The following is a 19,498-nucleotide window of genomic DNA, read 5'->3' on the forward strand; positions in this document are numbered from 1 at the left end:
TGTCATGCTGGAAACAGCAGGCATCACCAAGTCATGCTGGAGGCAACCGGCATCACCAATCCAGACGAGGTAACCGATGGGCGAATGGCTTGAGGTGACGGTCGCCGAGACCGTCCGCTGGAACGATGGACTCTATTCCCTGCGTTTTGACGCGCCGTTACCGGCATTCAAGGCGGGACAGTTCGTCCGGGTGGGGCTCGATATCGACGGCGAACGCGTCGCGCGTCCCTACTCGCTGGTCAATGCGCCCACCGAGACGCCTCACGAGATCTATTTCAACGTCGTGCCCGAGGGGCCGCTGTCACCCAGGCTGGCCCGCCTGGTCCCCGGCGACACCCTGTTCGTCAACACCACGGTCACCGGCACGATGACCATGGAGCGCACGCCCGAGCACCGGTATCTGTGGCTGTTCGCCACCGGGACCGCGCTGGGTCCATTCCTGTCGATCCTCAAGACCGACGCCCCCTGGGCGCGTGCCGAGCGGGTAGTGCTGTGCCATTCGGTGCGTCGCGCCTCGGATCTCGCTTACGGCGAGACCATCCGGCAGTTGCAGTCGCGCCACGGGGATCGATTCGCGTTCGTGCCCGTGGTCACCCGCGAGGACCACCCGGGCGCCCTGCACGAGCGGATACCGGCGGGCCTGGCGTCCGGCGAGATCGAGAAACGGGTGGGACTCGAGCTGCGCGCGGAGGACGCCCACGTCATGCTCTGCGGGAACTCGGACATGATCGAGGCGGTCCAGCAGGTGCTCAAGGAACGCGGTCTGCGTCGCCATCGCCGTCGTGAACCGGGCCACATCACGGTCGAGAAATACCACTGAGTCAAGGTGACGGCCGCTGGGCGCGCTTCTCTGGCCCGCTCGGCTATACTGGCCCGTCCCAGCCATCGATGCACACGCAAGCCAGGCTTGCCCGGCCGCCCGATGCGTCGGCCACGCAGATCACGGAGTCGCAACCGCCATGGTGCTGATGCTCGATCATCAATCATTGCGTCCAAGCGTGTTCACTGGTGTTCAAAAAGCGTAACAATTCAGTTGTTTAGCTTATAACAGTGTCCGTGCATGTCTATGCGTGTTCGTGGCAATCCAATCCCATTGTGAGTCAGATTGTGAGTCAGGCTGTGAGTTAAGCGGCTGAGCGCCGTTTCTGACTCACACCTTCGCTGCAGGCCGCGTTGCGGCGTGCTTTCAGAGAGCTGAGAAGTTCGGGTATCAAACTTTCCGTATAGCTGCCGTGAAAGGGCCAATTTGAGTTCTTCAATTTGGTCACGCAGATCTGTGATTGCTGGGGGCGCTTCACTCCGTGTGCATTGACTCGGGGCTTGTGTAGGGCGACGCTGTGTCTTCGGTCCAACAGGCCTAGTAATGCGGCCTTCTGCAAGGCATTCCCTTTCCCTCCCCAGCACTCGTCACTCCAATGCAGTTTGTTCCAAATGGGCCAGATGTACCGGACTTGCTTCTCGAAGCCCACGAAGAAGGTCGTGTGGTGTTCTTTTGTGGAGCTGGTGTCTCTTACCCCGCAGGCCTGCCAGGCTTTCAGGGGTTGGTTGATGGTCTCTATGAACGCTTGGGCACCACACTAGAGCCGGCCGAACAGAAACCATTTGAGCATCATCAATACGATGTAGTGCTCGATCAGTTGGAAAGGCGCCTTCCGGGGCAGCGTCTTGATCTGCGTAAGGCGCTAGCAAAGATTCTTCAGCCCGATCTGGATCGCGATGGGGCGCTTGATACTCACGCGGCGCTGTTGCGTCTGGGGCGCTCTCGCGATGGGGCCCTTCGGCTTGTCACTACAAATTTTGATCGCCTTTTCGAGCACGCTGGCGAGGAGGTGGGCGCGTTCGATAAATATATGGCCCCGATGCTTCCCATTCCCAAAAATAGCCGTTGGGATGGTGTGGTTTATCTGCATGGCCGGTTGCCGGACGAAGAGAGTGAGACAGCGCTGCACAAGTTAGTGCTCACGAGCGGTGATTTTGGGCTGGCCTATTTGACAGAGAGGTGGGCCGCTCGCTTCGTAAGCGAGTTGTTCCGCAACTACGTTGTTTGTTTCGTTGGTTACAGCATTGATGACCCGGTGCTGCGCTACATGATGGACGCGTTAGCTGCCGACCGTATGTTAGGGGAGGCCACCCCACAGGCTTACGCGTTTGGAGCTAGTGAGCCAGAGGGTACGGATGATGCGGCGAACGAGTGGGTGGCAAAAGGTGTCGTTCCCGTACTTTATGAACTGCCAACTGGGAGTACAGATCACTCCGCATTGCACGACACGCTGAGGGCGTGGGCCGATACATACCGGGATGGCACTTTTGGCAAAGAGCGCATCGTGACGGATCTGGCTCTGACCCACCCCTCGTCAAGCTCGCATCAGGACAATTTTGTAGGTCGGATGTTGTGGGCAATATCCGATAAGTCAGGCCTGCCGGCAAAGCGTTTCGCGGACTTCGATCCGGTCCCACCATTTGACTGGCTAACAGTGTTTTCTTCTGACTGTTACCGGCATGACGATCTACGCCACTTTGGTGTCTCTCCCGCTCCCGAGAAGGACGAAAGGCTCAGTTTTAGTTTGGTTTCTCGCCCCACGCCATACCAAAAGTCTACTTGGATGGCTCTAGTTTCAGCTGGTGACGATGGCGCCCAATGGGATGCGGTCATGTTTCATATGGCCCGCTGGTTGACTCGTTACCTTGATGAGCCGGAGCTGATTCTTTGGTTGGCTCGTCGAGGCGGACAAGTGCACGAGCGACTTTTGTGGCTAATAGAAGAGAGGCTCAATCAGCTTGCTCGCTTGGAAAGGGATAAAAAAACCTCCGAGTTGGAGGCGATCCGAACAGGAGCGCCGAAGGCCATCCCAAGGCCAGGAATGCAGGCATTGTGGCGGTTGTTTCTTGGAGGGAGAGTGAAATCTCCGCGACACAATTTTGATCTTTTTACATGGAACGAGCGATTGGAGCGCGAGGGGCTTGCAGCCTCACTCAGGTTGGAGCTTCGTCGACTTCTCGAACCAAAAGTGAAGTTGCGGAAGCCTTTTCGGTTAGGGGGGCGTGACGAAGATGGCGGCGAGGATGTTGAGCTCACGCATTTGGTGAACTGGGAGTTGAGCTTGGCAGCAGATCACGTGGCGTCTGATCTGCTTCAGCCAGAGAGTGGAGCTTGGGGATCCGTCCTGCCCTTGCTCCTGGAAGATTTTCAACAACTTCTACGCGATGCCCTGGACCTGCAGCGCGAGTTAGGTGGCGCTGACGAGGACTCAGATAGCTCGGTTTTGGACATGCCGTCCATAGCCCCTCATTGGCAAAATCGCCGTTTCCGCGACTGGGTGGTTTTGATCGAGCTGCTTCGCGATGCGTGGTTGTCTGCTTGTAAGGCGTCACCTGGGCGGGCCAAAGCTGTCGCTCAAGGTTGGTTCGACTTGCCTTACCCTGTGTTTAAGCGCTTGGCTTTGTTCGCACTGAGTCAAGGTGGAGAGGGTGCTCCCCTAGAGAACTGGGTCGATTGGCTAGCGTCCGATGGTGCGTGGTGGTTTTGGTCCCCCCACACGCATAGGGAAACCATGCGGCTCCTTGTGCTCCAAGGTGCGGATTTGGCCCCTGACGTTCAGCTTAGGCTTGAACGTTTGATACTTGGTGGCCCACCAAGACGGATGTATTCGCCGGACCTAAATTCTGGAGACTGGCAGGCTTTAGTGGATCGCGCGGTCTGGTTGCGTCTGGCCAAGCTACAGGAGGGTGGCGCGAGGCTAGGTGAGGAGTCTGCTGTCCGCTTGTCCTGTTTGCAGGACGAATATCCTGAATTGCAGATGTCACCGCATCAAAGAGAAGAATTTCTTCATTGGATGAGCGGAACCGGTGACCCAGATTTCGATGCAAACCGTGTTGTCGATATCGCCCCGCGAAATCGGGACGAGCTTGCTGCTTGGCTGAAGGAAAAGCCGCAAACCGATCATCCGCTTCATGAGGATGATTGGTGGAGGAAATGCCGCAAGCATTTTTGCCGCAGCTTCTTGGCGCTGTGCGATTTGGCCGAAGAAGATGTTTGGCCACTAGTTCGCTGGCGTGAGGCCTTCCAGGCGTGGAGCAGCGGTCCGGTTCAGGTAAAAAGATCGTGGCGTTATGCCGCCCCGTTCGTGTTGACAATGCCTGACTTCGTATTGCAGGAGAATGCTCGCAGCATCACTAATTGGATCAAGGTGGCTGCGGAGTCAACCGAGAGACATGAGCAAACCTTGATTGGCGTGGGTCAGCGAATACTGGACCTTCCCCTCGACGCAGATAGTGGTATTCGCATTGATGGTGAGATGTCTAGCTCCCCTGTCATGGATGCGATCAACCATCCTATTGGCCATGTGGTTCAGGCTTTGCTGGCCTACTGGTTCAGGAGAAGCCCCAAAGACGGCGACGGGCTGCCTGATGAGCTAAGGGCGATGTTTAGCCAGGTCTGTGATGATCGTGTGGATAGATATCGTCATGGGCGGGTTCTTTTAGCTTCACGTTTGATCGCTCTGTACCGAGTAGATCGTGATTGGACTAGGTCTTCCCTGTTGCCCCTCTTCGATTGGGGCCATGACGTCGCTGAAGCAAGGGCGGCATGGGAAGGTTTTCTTTGGTCACCGCGGTTATACCTCCCCCTTGTCATCGAGTTTAAGGAGCAGCTATTGCTGACCGCCACTCACTTTGAGGAATTGGGTGAGCATAAGAGGCAGTTTGCAACGTTTCTTACTTATGTTGCTTTGGGTTCGGTGGAGGGCTACTCCGACAAGGAGTTGCGGGACGCCATTGGATGCTTGCCTCAAGAGGGGTTGGAGGATGTCGCGAAAGCGTTGGCGCAAGCGCTCGTTGGAGCAGGTGACCAGAGCGAAGAATACTGGCGAAATAGAGTTTTGCCTTTCCTTCAGAAGGTTTGGCCGAAATCCCGAGAGTTGGCCTCGAGCAACATAGCCGAGTCGTTTTCGCGACTTTGCGTGGCTTCGTCTGGAGAATTCCCGGCAGCAAGGGCCGAGGTGGATTCCTGGCTCAGTCGGGTTGAGCATCCTGAGTTCGTGGTGCGGGACTTGGAGAAGTCGGGTTTGGCCTCTCGGTTTCCAGAGGCCGCTCTGTCATTTCTCGACAGGATCATTGTTGATCAGCCTTGGGGAGCCCGGAAGCTTGGGGCGTGTTTGATCGCCATCGAAGGGGCCAGTCCAAGCTTGCGAGAGGATCATCGGTTTAGGCGTTTGTATGAATACGCACGGCAGCATGGTCTTTAGAGCGCAGAGGGTGCATGCAAGGTGAATCAGTGCAGTCAACGGCGGGGCTCTCGCTTAGGTTTGACCTTAATAGGCTTTGGCGGCAGCGGTTGAGTGGAAGCTATGCCAGGCGTTAGAGCTTTGAGTGTGCGGTGTGTTTGCACGACCTAGTAGCCCAAATCGTGTTGTTCTCGTTTTTGGCCCGGATGAGTTTCAGCTGGGCCATGAAGAACGAGCCATCGAGCTGCCACCAGGCTTCCCCTACAGGGAGCTGAGCGCTCTCGGGGCAATGTTAGAGGCGGAAAGGGTGTTCGTTCCGGGCTATTTTCCGCCTGCTTCTGGGCTTTGCTGTCCTGACGCCTTCATATATCAGCATGTGATGGAGGGCGTGCAGACCATTCTCCTCCCCGATAGGAATATCGTGTCTCGGATGGCCCAGATCGCGGCAGGTCAGCCAATGGGCCCTATGCTGAGGAAGGTCGCGGGAATAAAGGCCTTTTGTCACTTCTTGGATATTCAGATCGAGCCATCGATCGCGTTTCATGAGCTTGCACACAATCAAGGCAACGCCGCTGCCAACGCCGAGCTGGCTAGATTCCGAGAAGCGGATAACGCAAATCCCTACCAATGGCTGGATCTTGTTTTTGGAGACAGGGATGCGCTTGATGCGGTGGAGCTGAGTAGCTCCCCTAGTTCTCACGATCTAGCCTTTCCTCTGCGCCGCTGGCGACGGAACTACATTGCAGCGCTGAAGATTGCTGAGCTTGAGCTGTCAGATGCCTCAAATTTGGAGCGCATGCGCGCTTTGCTGACTTGGATGCGCGATGATTTCATGATCGCTGGACCAGCGGCTTTGCTCGCCTCGATTTACTTCGCCCCACGCTCCCCGCCCCGAAAAGGGCTTTTCAAGCAACTTCACTCGCCTAACAGGGACAAGGCGATCGATGGCGTTCGTAACGCAGCCTGGGATCTGACGCACCTCAGTGACATGGTTCAGAGGGTGAATGGTGCCGGGGATGCGCCAGACCGGCTGTTGTTCGCCAGCTTCGATGAAAGGTTGCGAATTTTGGTCCGGCTCCTGTTCTCTGTTTCGAGTAGAGGCGATCCTGAGAGGGAGCTGCGTGCCGCTCTGGTTGGTTGGTGGGGCGCTTCTAAAGCTAAGGATATTGCAGCGTTGCTGATAGAGCTGCTTGAGGAGGCTGGGGAGGAAAGTCGGCGCGTCAGGCAAGCTGGCTCCCCGCTGTCTATCGATGAGCTCATTGAGCTTGGCGAGCAGAGAATACGATCGTTGGTGTGACGCCGCTGCGCCCGCGCGCTTCGCCTCACGATAAAAAGCCCCAGGGTTCGGCTTCACTTGGATTCATGAAGTGAGGCTTACTGCCGGGGGCTTTAGTCCAAAGTTTACGTGAGCGTTCCGGTTGTCCGCAATGCCCCTCGAAGCCGTTGCTTGGGACGATCAAGACGTTGTTTTTACATTGTCATGATGCGTCGTCCCTCCCGGCGAACAGTCGGGAGTCGTGTGGTTCGTGCAGGTGTGCGGGACATTGGTGTTCCGATGTACTATTGGACTGTGAGTCACGCGCTAAACGCCCGTATGAACGGCTTGCGAGCAATTTTTTTGACCAACGGGACTCATAAACTTCTAAGGCACGAAAATTGCTTGCTTTAAAAACCCTTATAAATCAATAGGATGCGCCAAAGTGGTCCTGATGCTCGACAACTACGATTCGTTTACCTACAACCTGGTCCAGTACCTGGGCGAGCTGGGTGAAGAGGTCTGGGTGGCGCGCAACGACCAGGTCACCATCGAGGAGATCGAGGCGCGCGGACCGACCCACATCGTGGTCTCCCCGGGGCCCTGCGATCCCGACCAGGCCGGCATCTCGCTCGAGGTGATCCGTCACTTCGCCGGCAAGCTGCCCATTCTGGGGGTCTGCCTCGGGCACCAGGCGATCGGCCAGGTGTTCGGCGGCAAGGTGGTGCGGGCCCGCGAGGTGATGCACGGGAAGGTCTCGCCGGTCTACCACACGGGCGAGGGCGTCTTCGAAGGCCTGCCCAACCCCTTCGAGGCGACGCGCTACCACTCGCTGGTGGTCGCCCGCGACAGCATCCCCGAGGTGCTCGAGGTCACCGCCTGGACACAGAACGAGGACGGTTCGGTCGACGAGGTGATGGGGTTCCGTCACCGCGAGTACGCGATTGAGGGCGTGCAGTTCCACCCCGAGTCTATCCTCACCCAGCACGGTCACCAGCAACTCAAGAGCTTCCTGCGCTACCACTCCGGTATGCGCGACGCGGTGCCGGCGTGATCGGTCCGGCGTGAACGCGTCGGGCGAAGACCCATCCCGTGATGCCGGTGACGCCCCGAGCGGGCGTCGCGCCGTCGTCCTGATCCTGGTGATCGCCGGGCTGTTGATGCTCGCGCCGTTCACCGTCGATGCCTACCTGCCGTCCTTCCACGCCATTGCCGGCGAGTTCGGCGTGGGGCAGGCGGCCATCCAGCAGACCCTATCGCTCTACCTGCTCGGCTTCGGTTCGATGATGCTGTTCTACGGGCCGGCGTCCGACAGCTTCGGCCGCAAGCGTGTGATCCTGCTCGCCCTGCTGGCCTATGCGCTGATGACCATCTTCGCCGCGCTCTCGCAGAGCATCGGCCAGTTGATCGCCGCCCGGATCGGGCAGGGACTGGCGGCCGGGGCGGGCGTGGTGATCGGCCGGGCACTGGTGCGCGACCTGTTCGCCGGTGCCGACGCCCAGCGGGTGATGGCCAACGTGATGCTGATTTTTGCCGCCGCCCCGGCCGCCGCGCCCATTATCGGCGGCTGGTTGCACGAATGGTTCGGCTGGCGCTCGGTGTTCTGGTTTCTGCTGGGGTTCTCGCTATTGCTGGTGATCGCGATCTGGCGGCTGCTGCCGGAAACCGTCGCCCCCGAGGCGCGCCAGTCGTTCGCCGCGCGCTTTGTCTTCAAGAGCTATGCCCGGGCGCTGTCCCATCCACGCTACATGCAGCTGATCGTGGTGTTCGCGCTGCTGTTCGGCGGCATGTTCCTGTACGTCGCCGCCGCCCCGGTGATCCTGATCGATCATCTCGGCCAGTCCGAGACCGATTTCTGGAAATTCTTCGTGCCGCTGGTCGCCGGGCTGATCCTGGGTAGCCGGCTGACCCGTTGGCTCGCCGGGCGATTGAGCATGACCGCCACCATGGCGCTCGGTCTTGCGTTGACCGGGTTGGCCGTGATCTACAACCTGATCCAGGCCTGGGCGCAGCCGCCGGACGTGACCCACGGCGTCTGGCTGACGGTCACGCCGATCACGCTCTACGTGATGGGCATGGCGACCACCATGCCGGCGCTCAACATCACCGCGCTGGACTACTGGCCCGCCCAGCGCGGCCTGGCCTCGGCGTTGCAAGGGGCGACGCAGATGGCCTTCGCCGGGTTGGTGTCCGGGGTGATGGTGGCGTGGTTGGCGGATTCGCTGGTCGCCCTGGCAGTCGGAATGGCCTGCCTGTATGCCACCGCGCTGGGGTTGTGGCTGCTCTGGTGGCGTTCGGCCGATGCCAAGGCGTGATGTAAAAAAACGCCCGGCGAGGAGGCCGGGCATTCTCAAGCGACCGTCAGGCGAGGTGGCCTGACTCAGCTCGGTGCGGGTTACATGCCCCCGCCATTCGTTCCCGCGTCATCGTGGCCCATGCTTCCATCGCCCTTGTCCTCAGGCTGATCAGATTGTTCCCCGTCAACCCCGGCAGGCTTTGAGGTGTCGTGACCTTGCACGTCTTCGTCCCGAAGCGCCCCGCCCATGCCAGTGCTGGGCGCTGCACCCTTGCCTTCGGGGTGTTCGGGCATGGTCGGGCCGTCCCCTGATTCGTGAGATTGCATGTCGGTGCCTTCGGCGTGCGCGGATCCCATGCCGATGGCCATCGCCAGTGCCGTGCTACTCACAAGGGTCGCAATCGTTTTCGCTTCGAATTTCATAAGACGTCCTCCCTTTGCATTAACGGGATGATCGACGTGTTGCCGATCAACGGGCGAATGCATCGCCCAGTCGTGATTTGGCCGTCGAGCGTAGTGAGAGTTCCTGACACGTCGTTCTGTTGAGGGAGGGGCAGGCCGAGGGCTCGACGGGTGGCGCCATGTTCCTCGGCTTCCTCTACGTCGCCGCAAACAAAAACGCCCGGCGACCGGCCGGGCGTTTTGTCCTTGCTTTGGGGGCGAGCGTGCCGCCTCCGGGCGGTGGGTTACATGCCGATGCCGCCGTTCTCCTCTTCGTCGTCCTCGTCGCCGGCAGTCGGTGGCGGGGCTGTGCCGTCAGCGCCACCCCCAGCGCCCCCCCGGGCACCGCCCCCGACACTGCCTTGCGTGCCTTCCTGGTCGCCGGCTTGCGCGCCGCCTTGGACGCCGCCCTCGGCACCGACACCAGCGCCGCCACCTTGCGCGCCGCCTTGGACACCGCCCTGCGCATCACCTTGGATGTCGCCTTGCGGCTGCGCCGGGTCGGCGGCGCCGTCTTGGCCCGAGCTTTGGGCATGGGCGCTGCCCATGCCGATCATCGTTGCCAATGCCGTGCTGCTGATCAGGGTAGCGATGGTTTTGGCTTCGAGTTTCATAACAACACCTTTTCAGGTTGTTCGTGGATGTCCCGGCATCTTGCCGAGCCGCGAGCGGGGTATTCGCTCGCTGGTTCTGTGTCCTCCGGTCGTGGCGAGAGTTCCTGGCGCGTCCGCCTTTTTGCAACTGCCTCCTGGCCTGCGGGTTCCTCGGCATGCCGGCGGGCAGTGATAGAATCCCCGGCATCGTGTCAGTCAACTGGTGAGCTGGACTCGTGCGGGGTTTTCCGGCGGGTCCGGCCAGTAACAGCAAAGGTGGAGAATGGCCGGTCACAGCAAGTGGGCGAACATCAAGCATCGCAAGGCCGCGCAGGACAAGAAGCGCGGCAAGCTCTGGACCAAGATCATCCGTGAGATCACGGTCGCGGCGCGCACCGGTGGCAACGCCGACCCCTCGGCCAACCCGCGCCTGCGCCTGGCCTGGGACAAGGCCCTGGGCGCAAACATGCCCAAGGACACCATCGAGCGTGCCGCCAAACGCGGCGCCGGTGACTTGGAAGGGCAGGATTTCGTCGAGGTCACCTTCGAGGGCTACGGCCCGGGCGGCGTGGCCGTCTACGTGACCGGCATGACCGACAACAACACCCGCACGGTGGCCGATGTGCGCCACGCCTTCTCGAAGAACGGCGGCAACCTCGGCACCGACGGCTCGGTCTCCTTCCTGTTCTCCCGACTCGGCGTGCTCTACTACCCGCCGGGCAGCGACGAGGATCCGGTCATGGAGGCGGCGATGGAGGCCGGTGCCGAGGACATCGAGGTGTTCGACGACAACGCGATCGAGGTCACCACCACGCCGGAGACGTACAGCGACGTCAAGCAGGCCATGATCGACGCCGGCCTCCCCCCCGAGGAGAGCGAGGTCACCATGCGGGCCTCGACCAGCGCGCCGGTCGAGGGCGAGAACGCCGAGAAGGTGGTCAAGCTGATCGACATGCTTGAGGACTTGGACGACGTGCAGGAGGTCTACCACAACGGCGAGATCCCGGAAGCGGCCTATGCCTGAGTCGCCGGCAGGGAATCGCTCCACGCGGCGGGTGCTCGGCATCGACCCCGGCTCGCGCGTGCTCGGGCTGGCGGTAATCGAGTTCGCCGGCGGGCGGGCCCGTTGCCTCGAGCTGTCGAGCCATTCCCTGCAGTCTCACGGTGACTTTGCCGCCCGCATGGGCGGCGTTTTCGATGTGGTCTCCGAATGGATCGAGACCCACGAGCCGACCGAGTGCGCCATCGAGCAGATCTTCATGTACCGCAGCGAGTCGTCCTCGCTCAAGCTCGCCCAGGCGCGTGGCGCGGCGCTGGCGGCCGTGGTGCGTCACGGGCTGGCGGTCGAGGAATACATGCCGGCGACGGTCAAGCAGGCCGTGGTCGGCAGCGGCCGGGCCGACAAGGCCCAGGTGGCGCACATGATCCAGCGGTTGGCCGGCCTGGACGAGTTGCCCTCGGCCGACGGCGCGGACGCGGCAGCCGTGGCCCTGTGTCACTGCTACCGTAGCAACGCCTTCTCGGCGGTGGCCGGCAGCGGGCCGAACAGCGAGGCGCGCGAGATCCTGCGCGAGGCGTCCCAGCGCCGCTACCGCCGTCGCAGCGACTCGCGCGGCTGGCGCGACATGGACGCCGCGACACTCATGGCCCGCGCGGCGGGCAAGGCTGGAGGAAGGAAATGATTGGTCGTTTGGCCGGACGGGTGCTCGCCCGCAAGCCGCCGTTCCTGCTCGTGGACGTGCACGGCATCGGCTACGAGGTCGAGGCGCCCATGTCGACGTTCTTTGCCACCCAGGGACAGGACGACGTCGTCCTGCACACCCACCTGGTGGTGCGCGAGGACGCCCAGCTGCTCTACGGCTTTGCCACGGTCCGCGAGCGCGACCTGTTTCGTGCCCTGATCAAGGTCTCGGGCATCGGTCCGCGCATGGCCGTCGCGGTGCTCTCGGGCATGTCCGAGGCGCAGTTCCGCGACTGCGTGATGAGCGACGATGTCACCGCGCTGACCAAGGTGCCGGGCATTGGCAAGAAGACGGCCGAACGGCTGATCATCGAGATGCGCGACCGGCTCGACAAGCAGCCGGGCGGGGGCGCGCCGGCGGTGGCCGGCGGCGAGTTGCCCGTCGACAGCCCGCGCGACGAGGCCCTGAGCGCACTCGAGGCGCTGGGCTACAAGCCGGCCGAGGCCAATCGCATGATCACCCGGGCCGAGAAGGAAGGTGCGGACAACGCCGAATCGCTGATACGCCTGGCCCTGCGGCAGACGGTCAAGTAAGCCATGAGTGAGGGAATGGAAGACGCCCGCTTCGTCAGCTCCGAACATCGCCCCGACGAGGAAGCCCTCGAGCGGGCGCTGCGCCCGCGTCGGCTCGCCGACTACATCGGCCAGCCGGCGGTGGTCGAGCAGATGGAAATCTTCGTGCCCGCGGCGCGCAATCGCGGCGAGCCGCTCGATCACGTCCTGATCTTCGGCCCGCCGGGGCTGGGCAAGACCACGCTCGCGCACATCATCGCCAACGAGATGGGCGTGAGCCTCAAGCAGACCTCCGGCCCGGTGCTCGAGCGCCCGGGCGATCTCGCCGCGCTGCTGACCAACCTCGAGCCGGGCGACGTGCTGTTCATCGACGAAATCCATCGCCTGTCCTCGGTGGTCGAGGAGATCCTCTACCCGGCGATGGAGGATTACCAGATCGACATCATGATCGGCGAAGGCCCGGCCGCCCGCTCGATCAAGCTCGACCTGCCGCCGTTCACCCTGGTGGGCGCGACCACCCGCGCCGGCATGCTGACCAACCCGCTGCGCGACCGCTTCGGCATCATCCAGCGCCTGGAGTTCTACGAGGTGGATCACCTGGTCCACATCGTCGAGCGTTCGGCACGACTGACCCAGCTCGAGATGGATGCCGAGGGCGCGCGCGAGATCGCCGCCCGCTCGCGGGGCACCCCGCGGATCGCCAACCGCCTGCTGCGCCGCGTGCGCGACTACGCCGACGTCAAGGGCGGCGGCCGGGTGGACCGGGGCATCGCCAATGCCGCGCTCGACATGCTCAAGGTCGACAAGCGTGGCTTCGATCACCAGGATCGCCGCCTGCTCGAGACCCTGCTCGAAAAATTCGACGGCGGTCCGGTGGGGCTGGACAACCTGGCCGCGGCGATCGGTGAGTCGCGCGACACCATCGAGGACGTGCTCGAGCCCTACCTGATCCAGCAGGGCTTTCTTATCCGCACGCCACGCGGGCGGATGGCCACGCGCCAGACTTGGTCACACTTCGGTTACCGCCCGCCCGAGCGCTGGCAGGACGAGTCGGCCGATCCGCCGGCTGGGGTTTCTTCCGACGATGGTGTTTAAGCGGCTCGACAAACCGTCGCGAGCCGCCCGAGTGCAAGGAGCCGCGCAGTGAGCGACGAGACATATCGATCGGATAGGCGAGGAGCGAACGAGCACGCGACGCCGCAATCGGGTGGCGCAGCAGGTTTGTCGAGCCGCGATGTTTTTCGTTGGCCGGTGCGTGTGTACTACGAGGACACGGATGCCGGCGGGGTGGTCTATCACGCCCGTTACCTCAACTTCTGCGAGCGCGCCCGCACCGAATGGTTGCGTTCGCGCGGGTGGGAGCAGGACGTGCTGCGCGACCAGTACCATGTGCTGTTCGTGGTGGCCCGGGCCTCGCTTGAATATCGCCGACCGGCACGATTTAATGATTCGCTCGACGTCACCTGTGAGGTGGCGCGCCTGCGCGCGGCGGCCATCGAGTTCACCCAGCGCGTGGAACATTCCGCCGATTCTGCGGTCCTGTGTGGGGTGTCCGTGCGCGTGGTCTGCGTGGATGCGCGGACCTTTCGTCCCAAACCCATACCCGAGTCGATCCTGGAGTCCTTCGCGTGAATGCCGATCCGTCCGTCGTCGAGCTGATTACCGGGGCGAGCCTCCCCGTGCAACTGGTCCTGATCATCCTGGTGCTGGCCTCCATCGGCTCCTGGGCCCTGATCTTCCACAAGGCGCGGGTCTACAAGCGGGCTGTCAGCGGCGTGCGTTCGTTCGAAAGCAGTTTCTGGGCCGGTGGCAGCCTCAACGAGTTCTACGACCGCATCTCCCGCGAGGCGCGACCGCGCGAGGGCCACGAGGCGATCTTCGAGGCGGGCTTCCGTGAATTCCAACGCCTGCGGCAGGCCGAGGATCGGGGGCATGCCCAGATCATCGATGGCGTCGAGCGCGCCATGCGCGTGGCCGAGCATCGCCAGCTCGACCAGCTCGAGGAAGGCGTGCCGTTTCTCGCCACGGTCGGTTCGGTCAGTCCCTACGTCGGCCTGTTCGGCACCGTCTGGGGCATCATGAGCGCGTTCATGAACCTCGGCACCATGCAGAGCGCCACGCTGGCGGCCGTGGCCCCGCCGATCGCCGAGGCGCTGATCGCTACCGCCATGGGCCTGTTCGCCGCCATCCCGGCGGTCATTGCCTACAACCGCTACACGCAGCGGATCGACTGGCTCGCCGGGCGCTACGAGAACTTCGTCGACGAATTCCTGGGGCTGCTGCAGCGACAGCTGGGGGGCAAGTAAGCCATGGCGCGTCGCACGCGACGGGCACGGCGGATGGTCGCCGAGATCAACGTCGTCCCCTACATCGACGTGATGCTCGTGTTGCTGGTGATCTTCATGGTCACCGCGCCGATGCTGCAGCAGGGCGTCGAGGTCGAGCCGCCGCAGGCCTCGGCCAGCCCGCTCGAGGACACCGACGAGCCGCCGCTGCTGATCAGCGTCAATCGCGACGGCGAGTACTTCGTCAACCAGGCCGACAATCCCGATGCGCCGGTGAGCCTGGCGACCGTCACCGAGCTGGTGGCCGCTGCCCGCCGGGTCGACCCGGAAACGCCCGTGCTGGTAAAAGGTGATCGGTCCTCGAATTACGAAAACGTCATGCGCGCCATGGTCGCCGCCCAGCAGGGCGGGGCGCCCAAGGTCGGCCTGGTCACCGATTCCGACCCGTCCGACCTCGGGGCCGGCAGCGAGGAGGCGCAGTAAGCCATGTGGCGAATGCTTACCCGCATGCCCGGCGCGGTGATGCTGGCGGTGGTGCTGCACCTCGCGCTGGTGCTCGCGATCGTGTTCTCCGAGCTGTGGAAGCCGGAGACCGTCAAGCCCAGCGGCGAGGCGGCCGAACTGCCGACCATCGAGGCCGAGTCGGTGTCCTCCGAGGCGATCGACCAGCAGGCCGAGCGCATGCGCGAGGCGCGCGAGGCCCGGGAGCGCGAGCGGGCCGAGGCCGAAAAGGCGGCCGAGGAGGCTGCCGCGGCCCGTCGTGCCGAGGAAGCGCGGGCTAAGCAGCTCGCCGAACTGCGGGAGCAGCGCGAACGCGAGGCGGCCGAGGAGGCCGAGCGCATCGAGGAGTTGAGAAAGCAGCAGCAAGAAGTCGAGGCGGCGCGCGAACAGGCACGTCGAGAGGCCGAGCAGGCCAGGAAGGAGGCCGAGGCGGCTCGCAAGGAAGCCGAAGAGGCGGCCGAGCGGCGCGCGGCCGAAGAGAAGGCCCGCCAGGAGGCAGCGGAGCAGGCGCGCAAGGAAGCCGAGGAAAAGGCCCGTCGCGAGGCGGAGGCGCAGGCGCGCAAGGAAGCCGAGGAAAAGGCCCGCCGCGAGGCGGAGGAGCAGGCGCGCAAGGAGGCCGAGGAAAAGGCCCGCCGTGAGGCGGAAGAACAGGCCCGCAAGGAGGCCGAAGAGAAGGCGCGCCGCGAAGCCGAAAAAAAGGCCCGGCGCGAGGCGGAAGAAAAGGCCGCCCGCGAGCAGGCCGAGCGCGAGGCCCGCGAGCAGGCCCTGCGCGATCAGCTGGCCGCCGAGCAGCAGGCGCGCGCTGAGCGCGACGCCCTTAGCAAGTGGGCGGCGGCCATCCAGTCCAAGGTGCGTGATAACTGGCAACGGCCGCGTGGCGCGCAGATCGGCTGGACCTGCACGGTCACCGTCCGCCAGGACCCCGATGGTCGCGTGCGCAACGTCACCGTCGAACGCTGCGATGGCGACCGCTTGTTCGAACGCTCGGTCGTGCAGGCGATCGAGGCCGCCTCGCCGCTGCCCAAGCCCGAACTCGACTCGATCTTCCAGGAAGAACTCCGTTTCAACTTCAAGCCGGAATGACCGGTCAACCCGGGGTGACCCACATGACAGTACTGGCCCTTTTTCATCGCTTGCTCGCCGCCACGCTCCTTGCCGGCGCGTTGGCATTCGTCCTGCCGGCGCAGGCCGCGCTCGAGATCGACATCAGCGGTGGCACCGAGAGTGGCGTGCCGATCGCGGTGGTGCCGTTCGAGCAGCCGGGCGCGGTGGATGATCTCGCCCGGATCATCGGTGACGACCTGGCCCGTTCCGGCCTGTTCGCGCCGATTGCGCGCGATGCCATGCCGGGGCGTCCGGCCTCGCCCGATCAGTTGCGCATCGACGACTGGCGTGCTGGCAAGGCACGCTATCTGGTCATGGGCCAGGTCGAATCCGACGGGGACAAGCTGCGCACCCGCTTCTACCTGATCGACGTCAGCTCGGGTGAGCGCCTGACCGGCAGCCAGATCACGGCTACCGCCTCGGCGGATCGTTCCGTGGCCCATCGCATCAGCGACATCGTCTACGAGGAGCTGACCGGGGAGCGTGGCGCGTTCTCCACCCGCCTGGCCTACGTGACCGAGCGCGGCACGCCGAAGGATCGCACCTACACGCTGCAGATCGCGGATTCGGACGGCGCCAACCCGCGCACGGTCCTTCAGTCGCCTTACCCGATCATGTCGCCGAGCTGGTCGCCCGACGGTGGGCAACTGGCCTACGTGTCATTCGAGGGCAATCGCTCGGCAATCTGGGTGCAGAACCTGTCCACCGGCGAGCGTTACCAGCTGACCGACTATTCCGGCATCAACGGCGCGCCGGCCTGGTCGCCGCGTGGCGACAAGATTGCCGTCACCCTGTCCAAGGGCGGCAACCCGGACATCTACGTCATCGACCTCGACACCCGACGAACCACACAGTGGACCCGCTCCGGGGCGATCGAGACCGAGCCGAGCTGGTACCCGGACAATCGCACGCTGGCCTTCACCTCGGATCGCTTCGGCCAGCCGCAGGTCTTTCGCAAGGCGGGTCCCGACGACCGCGCCCGCCGGCTCACCTTCGATGTCCCCTACGCCGCCGGGCCCCGGGTCTCGCCGGACGGCGAGCGCCTGGCGCTGGTGGTGCGCGATGATCGCGGTTTTTTCGTTGCCGAGCAGTCCCTCGACGACGGCGAGCGCACCCTGCTTAGCAGGGGCGGCGGCGAGGAGCGACCCAGCTACGCCCCCAATGGCGCCATGGTCGTCTATGCCGCGCAATCCGGCAGCGGCTCGGTGCTGAAGATTTCACCGGCCATCGGCGGCGAGCCGCAGACCCTGAGTTACGATCGTGGCAAGGTACGCGATCCGGTCTGGGGCCCGTTCAATGACTAAGACGAAGACGATGCAAACGAAACACTTTACGAAGCGAACCCCGTTGGCGGCCGCCCTGGTCGCCGCCCTGGTCGCCGCCCTGTTTGCCGGCGGTACCGCTCTGCCGGCGGCCGCCCAGCAGGCGCCGGGCTGGCTCAACTGGGGCGGTGGCTCGGATGAGCCGGCAGCAGAAGAAGACGATGCCGGATCCGCGCCGAGCGCGCAGGCCACCCCGATGCCGGCGACCAGCGTCACCGTCGCCGACACGGGCAGCCAGTCCGGGCAGGCGGTGCTCCTGCAGCGGCTGATGCAGCGGGTCGACGAGCTCGAGCGTCAGGTGCAGGGCATGCGCGGTCAGCTCTCCGAGCAGGAGCGCACCATCGAGCGCCAGCAGCGTCGTCTCGATGAGGTCGAGCAGACGGCTCGCTCGTCACAGCCCGCGGCCTCGAGTGGGGCGTCGGCTGCCATCGATCGTGGCGATCCGGTCGGTCAGGACGTGCCCGACGAGGCCGTGGCGGCCGTCGATGGCAACGGGGGTGATGAATCCGATTCCGCCCGGGAGGCCAGCGAATCCGTTGACCAGACCAACGGCCAGCCGTCGGCCAGCGCCGCCGAGCAGCAGGCGCTCTACAACGACGCCTTCGAGGTCCTCAAGAGTGGCAAGTACGAACAGGCGATCGATGCCTTTCAGAAGGTGATCGACGCCAACCCGCAGGGCGAGTGGGCGGCCAGCGCGTTTTTCTGGCAGGGCGAGACCTATTACGTCCAGCAGGATTACGCCGCGGCCGGCAAGGCCTACGGCGAGGTGATCGAGCGCTTCCCCGAGAGCTCCCGCGTCCCGGACGCGAAGCTCAAGCGAGGCTACGTCGCGCAGGAGTTAGGCGATAACGAAGCGGCCCGTCGCCTGTTCAACGAGATCCTCGACCAGTATCCCGACTCGCAAGCGGCCGGTCTGGCCAAGCAGCGCCTGTCGCGCTTGGGCAACGGATGACGGTGGAGTCCGTCAACCGGCCCGAGGCGCTGGAATCGGTCGCGCCCGCGGCGACGCGCAGCCTGCGCATCACCGAGATCTTCCGCTCCCTGCAGGGCGAGTCGGATCACATCGGCTGGCCGACGGTGTTCGTTCGTCTGACCGGCTGCCCCTTGCGCTGCGTTTACTGCGACACGGCCTACGCCTTCACCGGCGGGGAGCGCATGGAGCAGGCGGCGATCCTCTCGCGGGTGGCCGAGCTGAATACCCGGCACGTCTGCGTTACCGGCGGGGAGCCGCTCGCCCAGCCGGGGTGCGTTGATCTGCTGCGGCAGCTCGCCGATGCGGGGCACGTCGTCAGTCTCGAGACCAGTGGCGCGCTGGATGTCTCGGCGGTCGACCCGCGGGTGCACGTCGTCATGGACTTGAAGACACCGAGTTCCGGCGAGGTGGAGCGTAACCGTTGGGAAAACCTCGACGTGCTCAAGGCCGACGACGAGATCAAGGTGGTGATCGGGGCGCGGGAAGATTTCGACTGGGCCGTCGCCCGGGTGCGCGAGCATCACCTGACCGAGCGATTCGCCGTGCTGTTCTCGCCGGTGTTCGGCGGCATCACGCCCACGCAATTGGCCGATTGGGTGCTGGAAACCGGGCTCGAGATCCGTTTTCAGATGCAGCTGCACAAGCTGATCTGGGGCGACGAGCCGGGGCGCTGAGCGTGAGTGGGTCGTCCAACACGCCGGCCGTGGTATTGCTCTCCGGTGGGCTCGACTCGGCCACGCTGGCCTGGCAGGCGCGCGCCGACGGCTATGCCGTACACGCCCTGAGTTTCGACTACGGCCAGCGTCATCGCGTCGAGCTCGAGGCCGCCGACCGGGTAGCGCGTGCCGTGGGCGCGGCCGCGCATCGAACCATCCGCATCGACATGGGCGGCGGTACGGGCTCGTCGCTCACCGACATCGACCAGGCGGTGCCCGACTACGCGCCGGGCGAGGCAGCCATCCCGAGCACCTATGTTCCCGCGCGCAACCTGACCTTTCTCTCATTCGCCCTTGGCTGGGCAGAGTTGCTGAAAGCGACGCGTATCTACATCGGCGTGAACGCGGTGGACTACTCGGGCTACCCGGATTGCCGGCCCGCGTTCATCGAGAAATTCCAGGAACTGGCGAATATCGCCACCGCCGCCGATCATCCATTCGAGATCCACGCCCCGCTCCTGCATCTGACCAAGGCGGAGATCATTCGCACGGGGCAGGCACTCGGCGTGGACTACGGGCTGACCGTGTCGTGCTAC

19 protein-coding genes (1 of these 19 running past the window's edge) are annotated in these 19,498 nt (G+C 63.7%); 17 read left to right on the top strand and 2 right to left on the bottom strand.

Annotation, left to right across the window (positions count from 1 at the left end):
* Nucleotides 1-76 precede the first annotated feature (76 nt).
* The 5 genes from LV475_RS03690 (at nucleotide 77) to LV475_RS03710 (ending at nucleotide 8,792) form a co-directional block, all read left to right on the top strand.
* Complete coding sequence (locus tag LV475_RS03690; protein ID WP_136867731.1) at nucleotides 77-820, top strand: ferredoxin--NADP reductase; 744 nt, start codon at nucleotides 77-79, stop codon at nucleotides 818-820.
* A gap of 595 nt (nucleotides 821-1,415) precedes the next feature.
* The gene (dsr1, locus tag LV475_RS03695) at nucleotides 1,416-5,243 is read left to right on the top strand and encodes an anti-phage defense-associated sirtuin Dsr1 (RefSeq protein WP_250105780.1); all 3,828 of its coding nucleotides are present in this window, start codon (nucleotides 1,416-1,418) and stop codon (nucleotides 5,241-5,243) included.
* Between the two features lie 409 nt (nucleotides 5,244-5,652).
* Nucleotides 5,653-6,519, top strand: a complete 867-nt coding sequence (locus LV475_RS03700) for a hypothetical protein (protein ID WP_136867898.1) — start codon at nucleotides 5,653-5,655, stop codon at nucleotides 6,517-6,519.
* A 403-nt stretch (nucleotides 6,520-6,922) separates the two neighbouring features.
* A complete protein-coding gene (locus tag LV475_RS03705) occupies nucleotides 6,923-7,531 on the top strand; it encodes an anthranilate synthase component II (RefSeq protein ID WP_136867897.1) in 609 nt (202 codons plus the stop codon).
* A 10-nt stretch (nucleotides 7,532-7,541) separates the two neighbouring features.
* Nucleotides 7,542-8,792 carry a multidrug effflux MFS transporter gene (locus tag LV475_RS03710; RefSeq protein WP_136867896.1) on the top strand — a complete coding sequence of 417 codons (1,251 nt, stop codon included), beginning with the start codon at nucleotides 7,542-7,544 and terminating at the stop codon, nucleotides 8,790-8,792.
* Between the two features lie 80 nt (nucleotides 8,793-8,872).
* Here LV475_RS03710 and LV475_RS03715 read toward each other — a convergent pair whose 3' ends face one another.
* Both LV475_RS03715 and LV475_RS03720 read right to left on the bottom strand, forming a co-directional pair.
* Nucleotides 8,873-9,196 carry a hypothetical protein gene (locus tag LV475_RS03715; protein ID WP_136867895.1) on the bottom strand — a complete coding sequence of 108 codons (324 nt, stop codon included), beginning with the start codon at nucleotides 9,194-9,196 and terminating at the stop codon, nucleotides 8,873-8,875.
* A 263-nt stretch (nucleotides 9,197-9,459) separates the two neighbouring features.
* Nucleotides 9,460-9,828 carry a hypothetical protein gene (locus LV475_RS03720; RefSeq protein ID WP_250105781.1) on the bottom strand — a complete coding sequence of 123 codons (369 nt, stop codon included), beginning with the start codon at nucleotides 9,826-9,828 and terminating at the stop codon, nucleotides 9,460-9,462.
* Between the two features lie 262 nt (nucleotides 9,829-10,090).
* On the opposite strand from LV475_RS03720, the gene LV475_RS03725 reads away from it, so the two are divergent.
* The 12 genes from LV475_RS03725 to queC form a co-directional block, all read left to right on the top strand.
* On the top strand, nucleotides 10,091-10,831 hold the full coding sequence (locus LV475_RS03725; protein ID WP_136867893.1) for a YebC/PmpR family DNA-binding transcriptional regulator: 741 nt from the start codon (nucleotides 10,091-10,093) through the stop codon (nucleotides 10,829-10,831).
* On the top strand, nucleotides 10,824-11,489 hold the full coding sequence (ruvC, locus tag LV475_RS03730) for a crossover junction endodeoxyribonuclease RuvC (protein WP_136867892.1): 666 nt from the start codon (nucleotides 10,824-10,826) through the stop codon (nucleotides 11,487-11,489). Before LV475_RS03725 ends, ruvC begins: the two co-directional genes overlap by 8 nt.
* Nucleotides 11,486-12,082, top strand: a complete 597-nt coding sequence (ruvA, locus tag LV475_RS03735; RefSeq protein WP_156575020.1) for a Holliday junction branch migration protein RuvA — start codon at nucleotides 11,486-11,488, stop codon at nucleotides 12,080-12,082. Before ruvC ends, ruvA begins: the two co-directional genes overlap by 4 nt.
* 15 nt (nucleotides 12,083-12,097) lie before the next feature.
* Nucleotides 12,098-13,156, top strand: a complete 1,059-nt coding sequence (gene ruvB, locus LV475_RS03740) for a Holliday junction branch migration DNA helicase RuvB (RefSeq protein WP_136867890.1) — start codon at nucleotides 12,098-12,100, stop codon at nucleotides 13,154-13,156.
* A gap of 126 nt (nucleotides 13,157-13,282) precedes the next feature.
* Entirely contained in the window at nucleotides 13,283-13,693 is a 411-nt protein-coding gene (ybgC, locus tag LV475_RS03745) for a tol-pal system-associated acyl-CoA thioesterase (RefSeq protein ID WP_136867901.1), read from the top strand.
* Nucleotides 13,690-14,367 carry a protein TolQ gene (tolQ, locus tag LV475_RS03750; protein ID WP_136867889.1) on the top strand — a complete coding sequence of 226 codons (678 nt, stop codon included), beginning with the start codon at nucleotides 13,690-13,692 and terminating at the stop codon, nucleotides 14,365-14,367. Before ybgC ends, tolQ begins: the two co-directional genes overlap by 4 nt.
* Nucleotides 14,368-14,370: 3 nt before the next feature.
* Nucleotides 14,371-14,829 carry a protein TolR gene (tolR, locus tag LV475_RS03755; protein ID WP_136867888.1) on the top strand — a complete coding sequence of 153 codons (459 nt, stop codon included), beginning with the start codon at nucleotides 14,371-14,373 and terminating at the stop codon, nucleotides 14,827-14,829.
* Between the two features lie 3 nt (nucleotides 14,830-14,832).
* Nucleotides 14,833-15,930, top strand: a complete 1,098-nt coding sequence (gene tolA / locus LV475_RS03760) for a cell envelope integrity protein TolA (protein WP_250105782.1) — start codon at nucleotides 14,833-14,835, stop codon at nucleotides 15,928-15,930.
* A gap of 23 nt (nucleotides 15,931-15,953) precedes the next feature.
* Nucleotides 15,954-17,255 (top strand): Tol-Pal system beta propeller repeat protein TolB, encoded by a 1,302-nt coding sequence (gene tolB / locus LV475_RS03765; RefSeq protein ID WP_250105783.1) that lies wholly within the window; start codon nucleotides 15,954-15,956, stop codon nucleotides 17,253-17,255.
* Nucleotides 17,256-17,265: 10 nt separating this feature from the next.
* A complete protein-coding gene (gene ybgF / locus LV475_RS03770; protein WP_250105784.1) occupies nucleotides 17,266-18,225 on the top strand; it encodes a tol-pal system protein YbgF in 960 nt (319 codons plus the stop codon).
* Complete coding sequence (gene queE, locus LV475_RS03775) at nucleotides 18,222-18,920, top strand: 7-carboxy-7-deazaguanine synthase QueE (RefSeq protein ID WP_136867884.1); 699 nt, start codon at nucleotides 18,222-18,224, stop codon at nucleotides 18,918-18,920. The genes ybgF and queE overlap by 4 nt, the downstream gene beginning before the upstream one ends.
* A 2-nt stretch (nucleotides 18,921-18,922) precedes the next feature.
* A protein-coding gene (gene queC, locus LV475_RS03780) for a 7-cyano-7-deazaguanine synthase QueC (RefSeq protein ID WP_136867883.1) crosses the window boundary here: on the top strand, nucleotides 18,923-19,498 show its 5' portion. Its footprint extends 105 nt past the window's final position; the window shows 576 of its 681 coding nt (coding positions 1-576); the start codon lies at nucleotides 18,923-18,925; its stop codon lies beyond the right edge, outside the window.

Origin of the sequence: Guyparkeria hydrothermalis (genome assembly GCF_023555375.1) — a bacterium.
Lineage (GTDB): Bacteria > Pseudomonadota > Gammaproteobacteria > Halothiobacillales > Halothiobacillaceae > Guyparkeria > Guyparkeria hydrothermalis.

Coding starts and splice junctions, on each gene's coding strand:
- queE (WP_136867884.1), top strand. CDS start 18,222: ATGACGGTGGAGTCCGTCAACCGGCCCGAGGCGCTGGAATCGGTCGCG.
- dsr1 (WP_250105780.1), top strand. CDS start 1,416: ATGCAGTTTGTTCCAAATGGGCCAGATGTACCGGACTTGCTTCTCGAA.
- ruvB (WP_136867890.1), top strand. CDS start 12,098: ATGGAAGACGCCCGCTTCGTCAGCTCCGAACATCGCCCCGACGAGGAA.
- LV475_RS03700 (WP_136867898.1), top strand. CDS start 5,653: ATGGCCCAGATCGCGGCAGGTCAGCCAATGGGCCCTATGCTGAGGAAG.
- tolB (WP_250105783.1), top strand. CDS start 15,954: ATGACAGTACTGGCCCTTTTTCATCGCTTGCTCGCCGCCACGCTCCTT.
- tolA (WP_250105782.1), top strand. CDS start 14,833: ATGTGGCGAATGCTTACCCGCATGCCCGGCGCGGTGATGCTGGCGGTG.
- ruvA (WP_156575020.1), top strand. CDS start 11,486: ATGATTGGTCGTTTGGCCGGACGGGTGCTCGCCCGCAAGCCGCCGTTC.
- LV475_RS03715 (WP_136867895.1), bottom strand. CDS start 9,196: ATGAAATTCGAAGCGAAAACGATTGCGACCCTTGTGAGTAGCACGGCA.
- ybgF (WP_250105784.1), top strand. CDS start 17,266: ATGCAAACGAAACACTTTACGAAGCGAACCCCGTTGGCGGCCGCCCTG.
- LV475_RS03725 (WP_136867893.1), top strand. CDS start 10,091: ATGGCCGGTCACAGCAAGTGGGCGAACATCAAGCATCGCAAGGCCGCG.
- ruvC (WP_136867892.1), top strand. CDS start 10,824: ATGCCTGAGTCGCCGGCAGGGAATCGCTCCACGCGGCGGGTGCTCGGC.
- LV475_RS03690 (WP_136867731.1), top strand. CDS start 77: ATGGGCGAATGGCTTGAGGTGACGGTCGCCGAGACCGTCCGCTGGAAC.
- LV475_RS03720 (WP_250105781.1), bottom strand. CDS start 9,828: ATGAAACTCGAAGCCAAAACCATCGCTACCCTGATCAGCAGCACGGCA.
- tolR (WP_136867888.1), top strand. CDS start 14,371: ATGGCGCGTCGCACGCGACGGGCACGGCGGATGGTCGCCGAGATCAAC.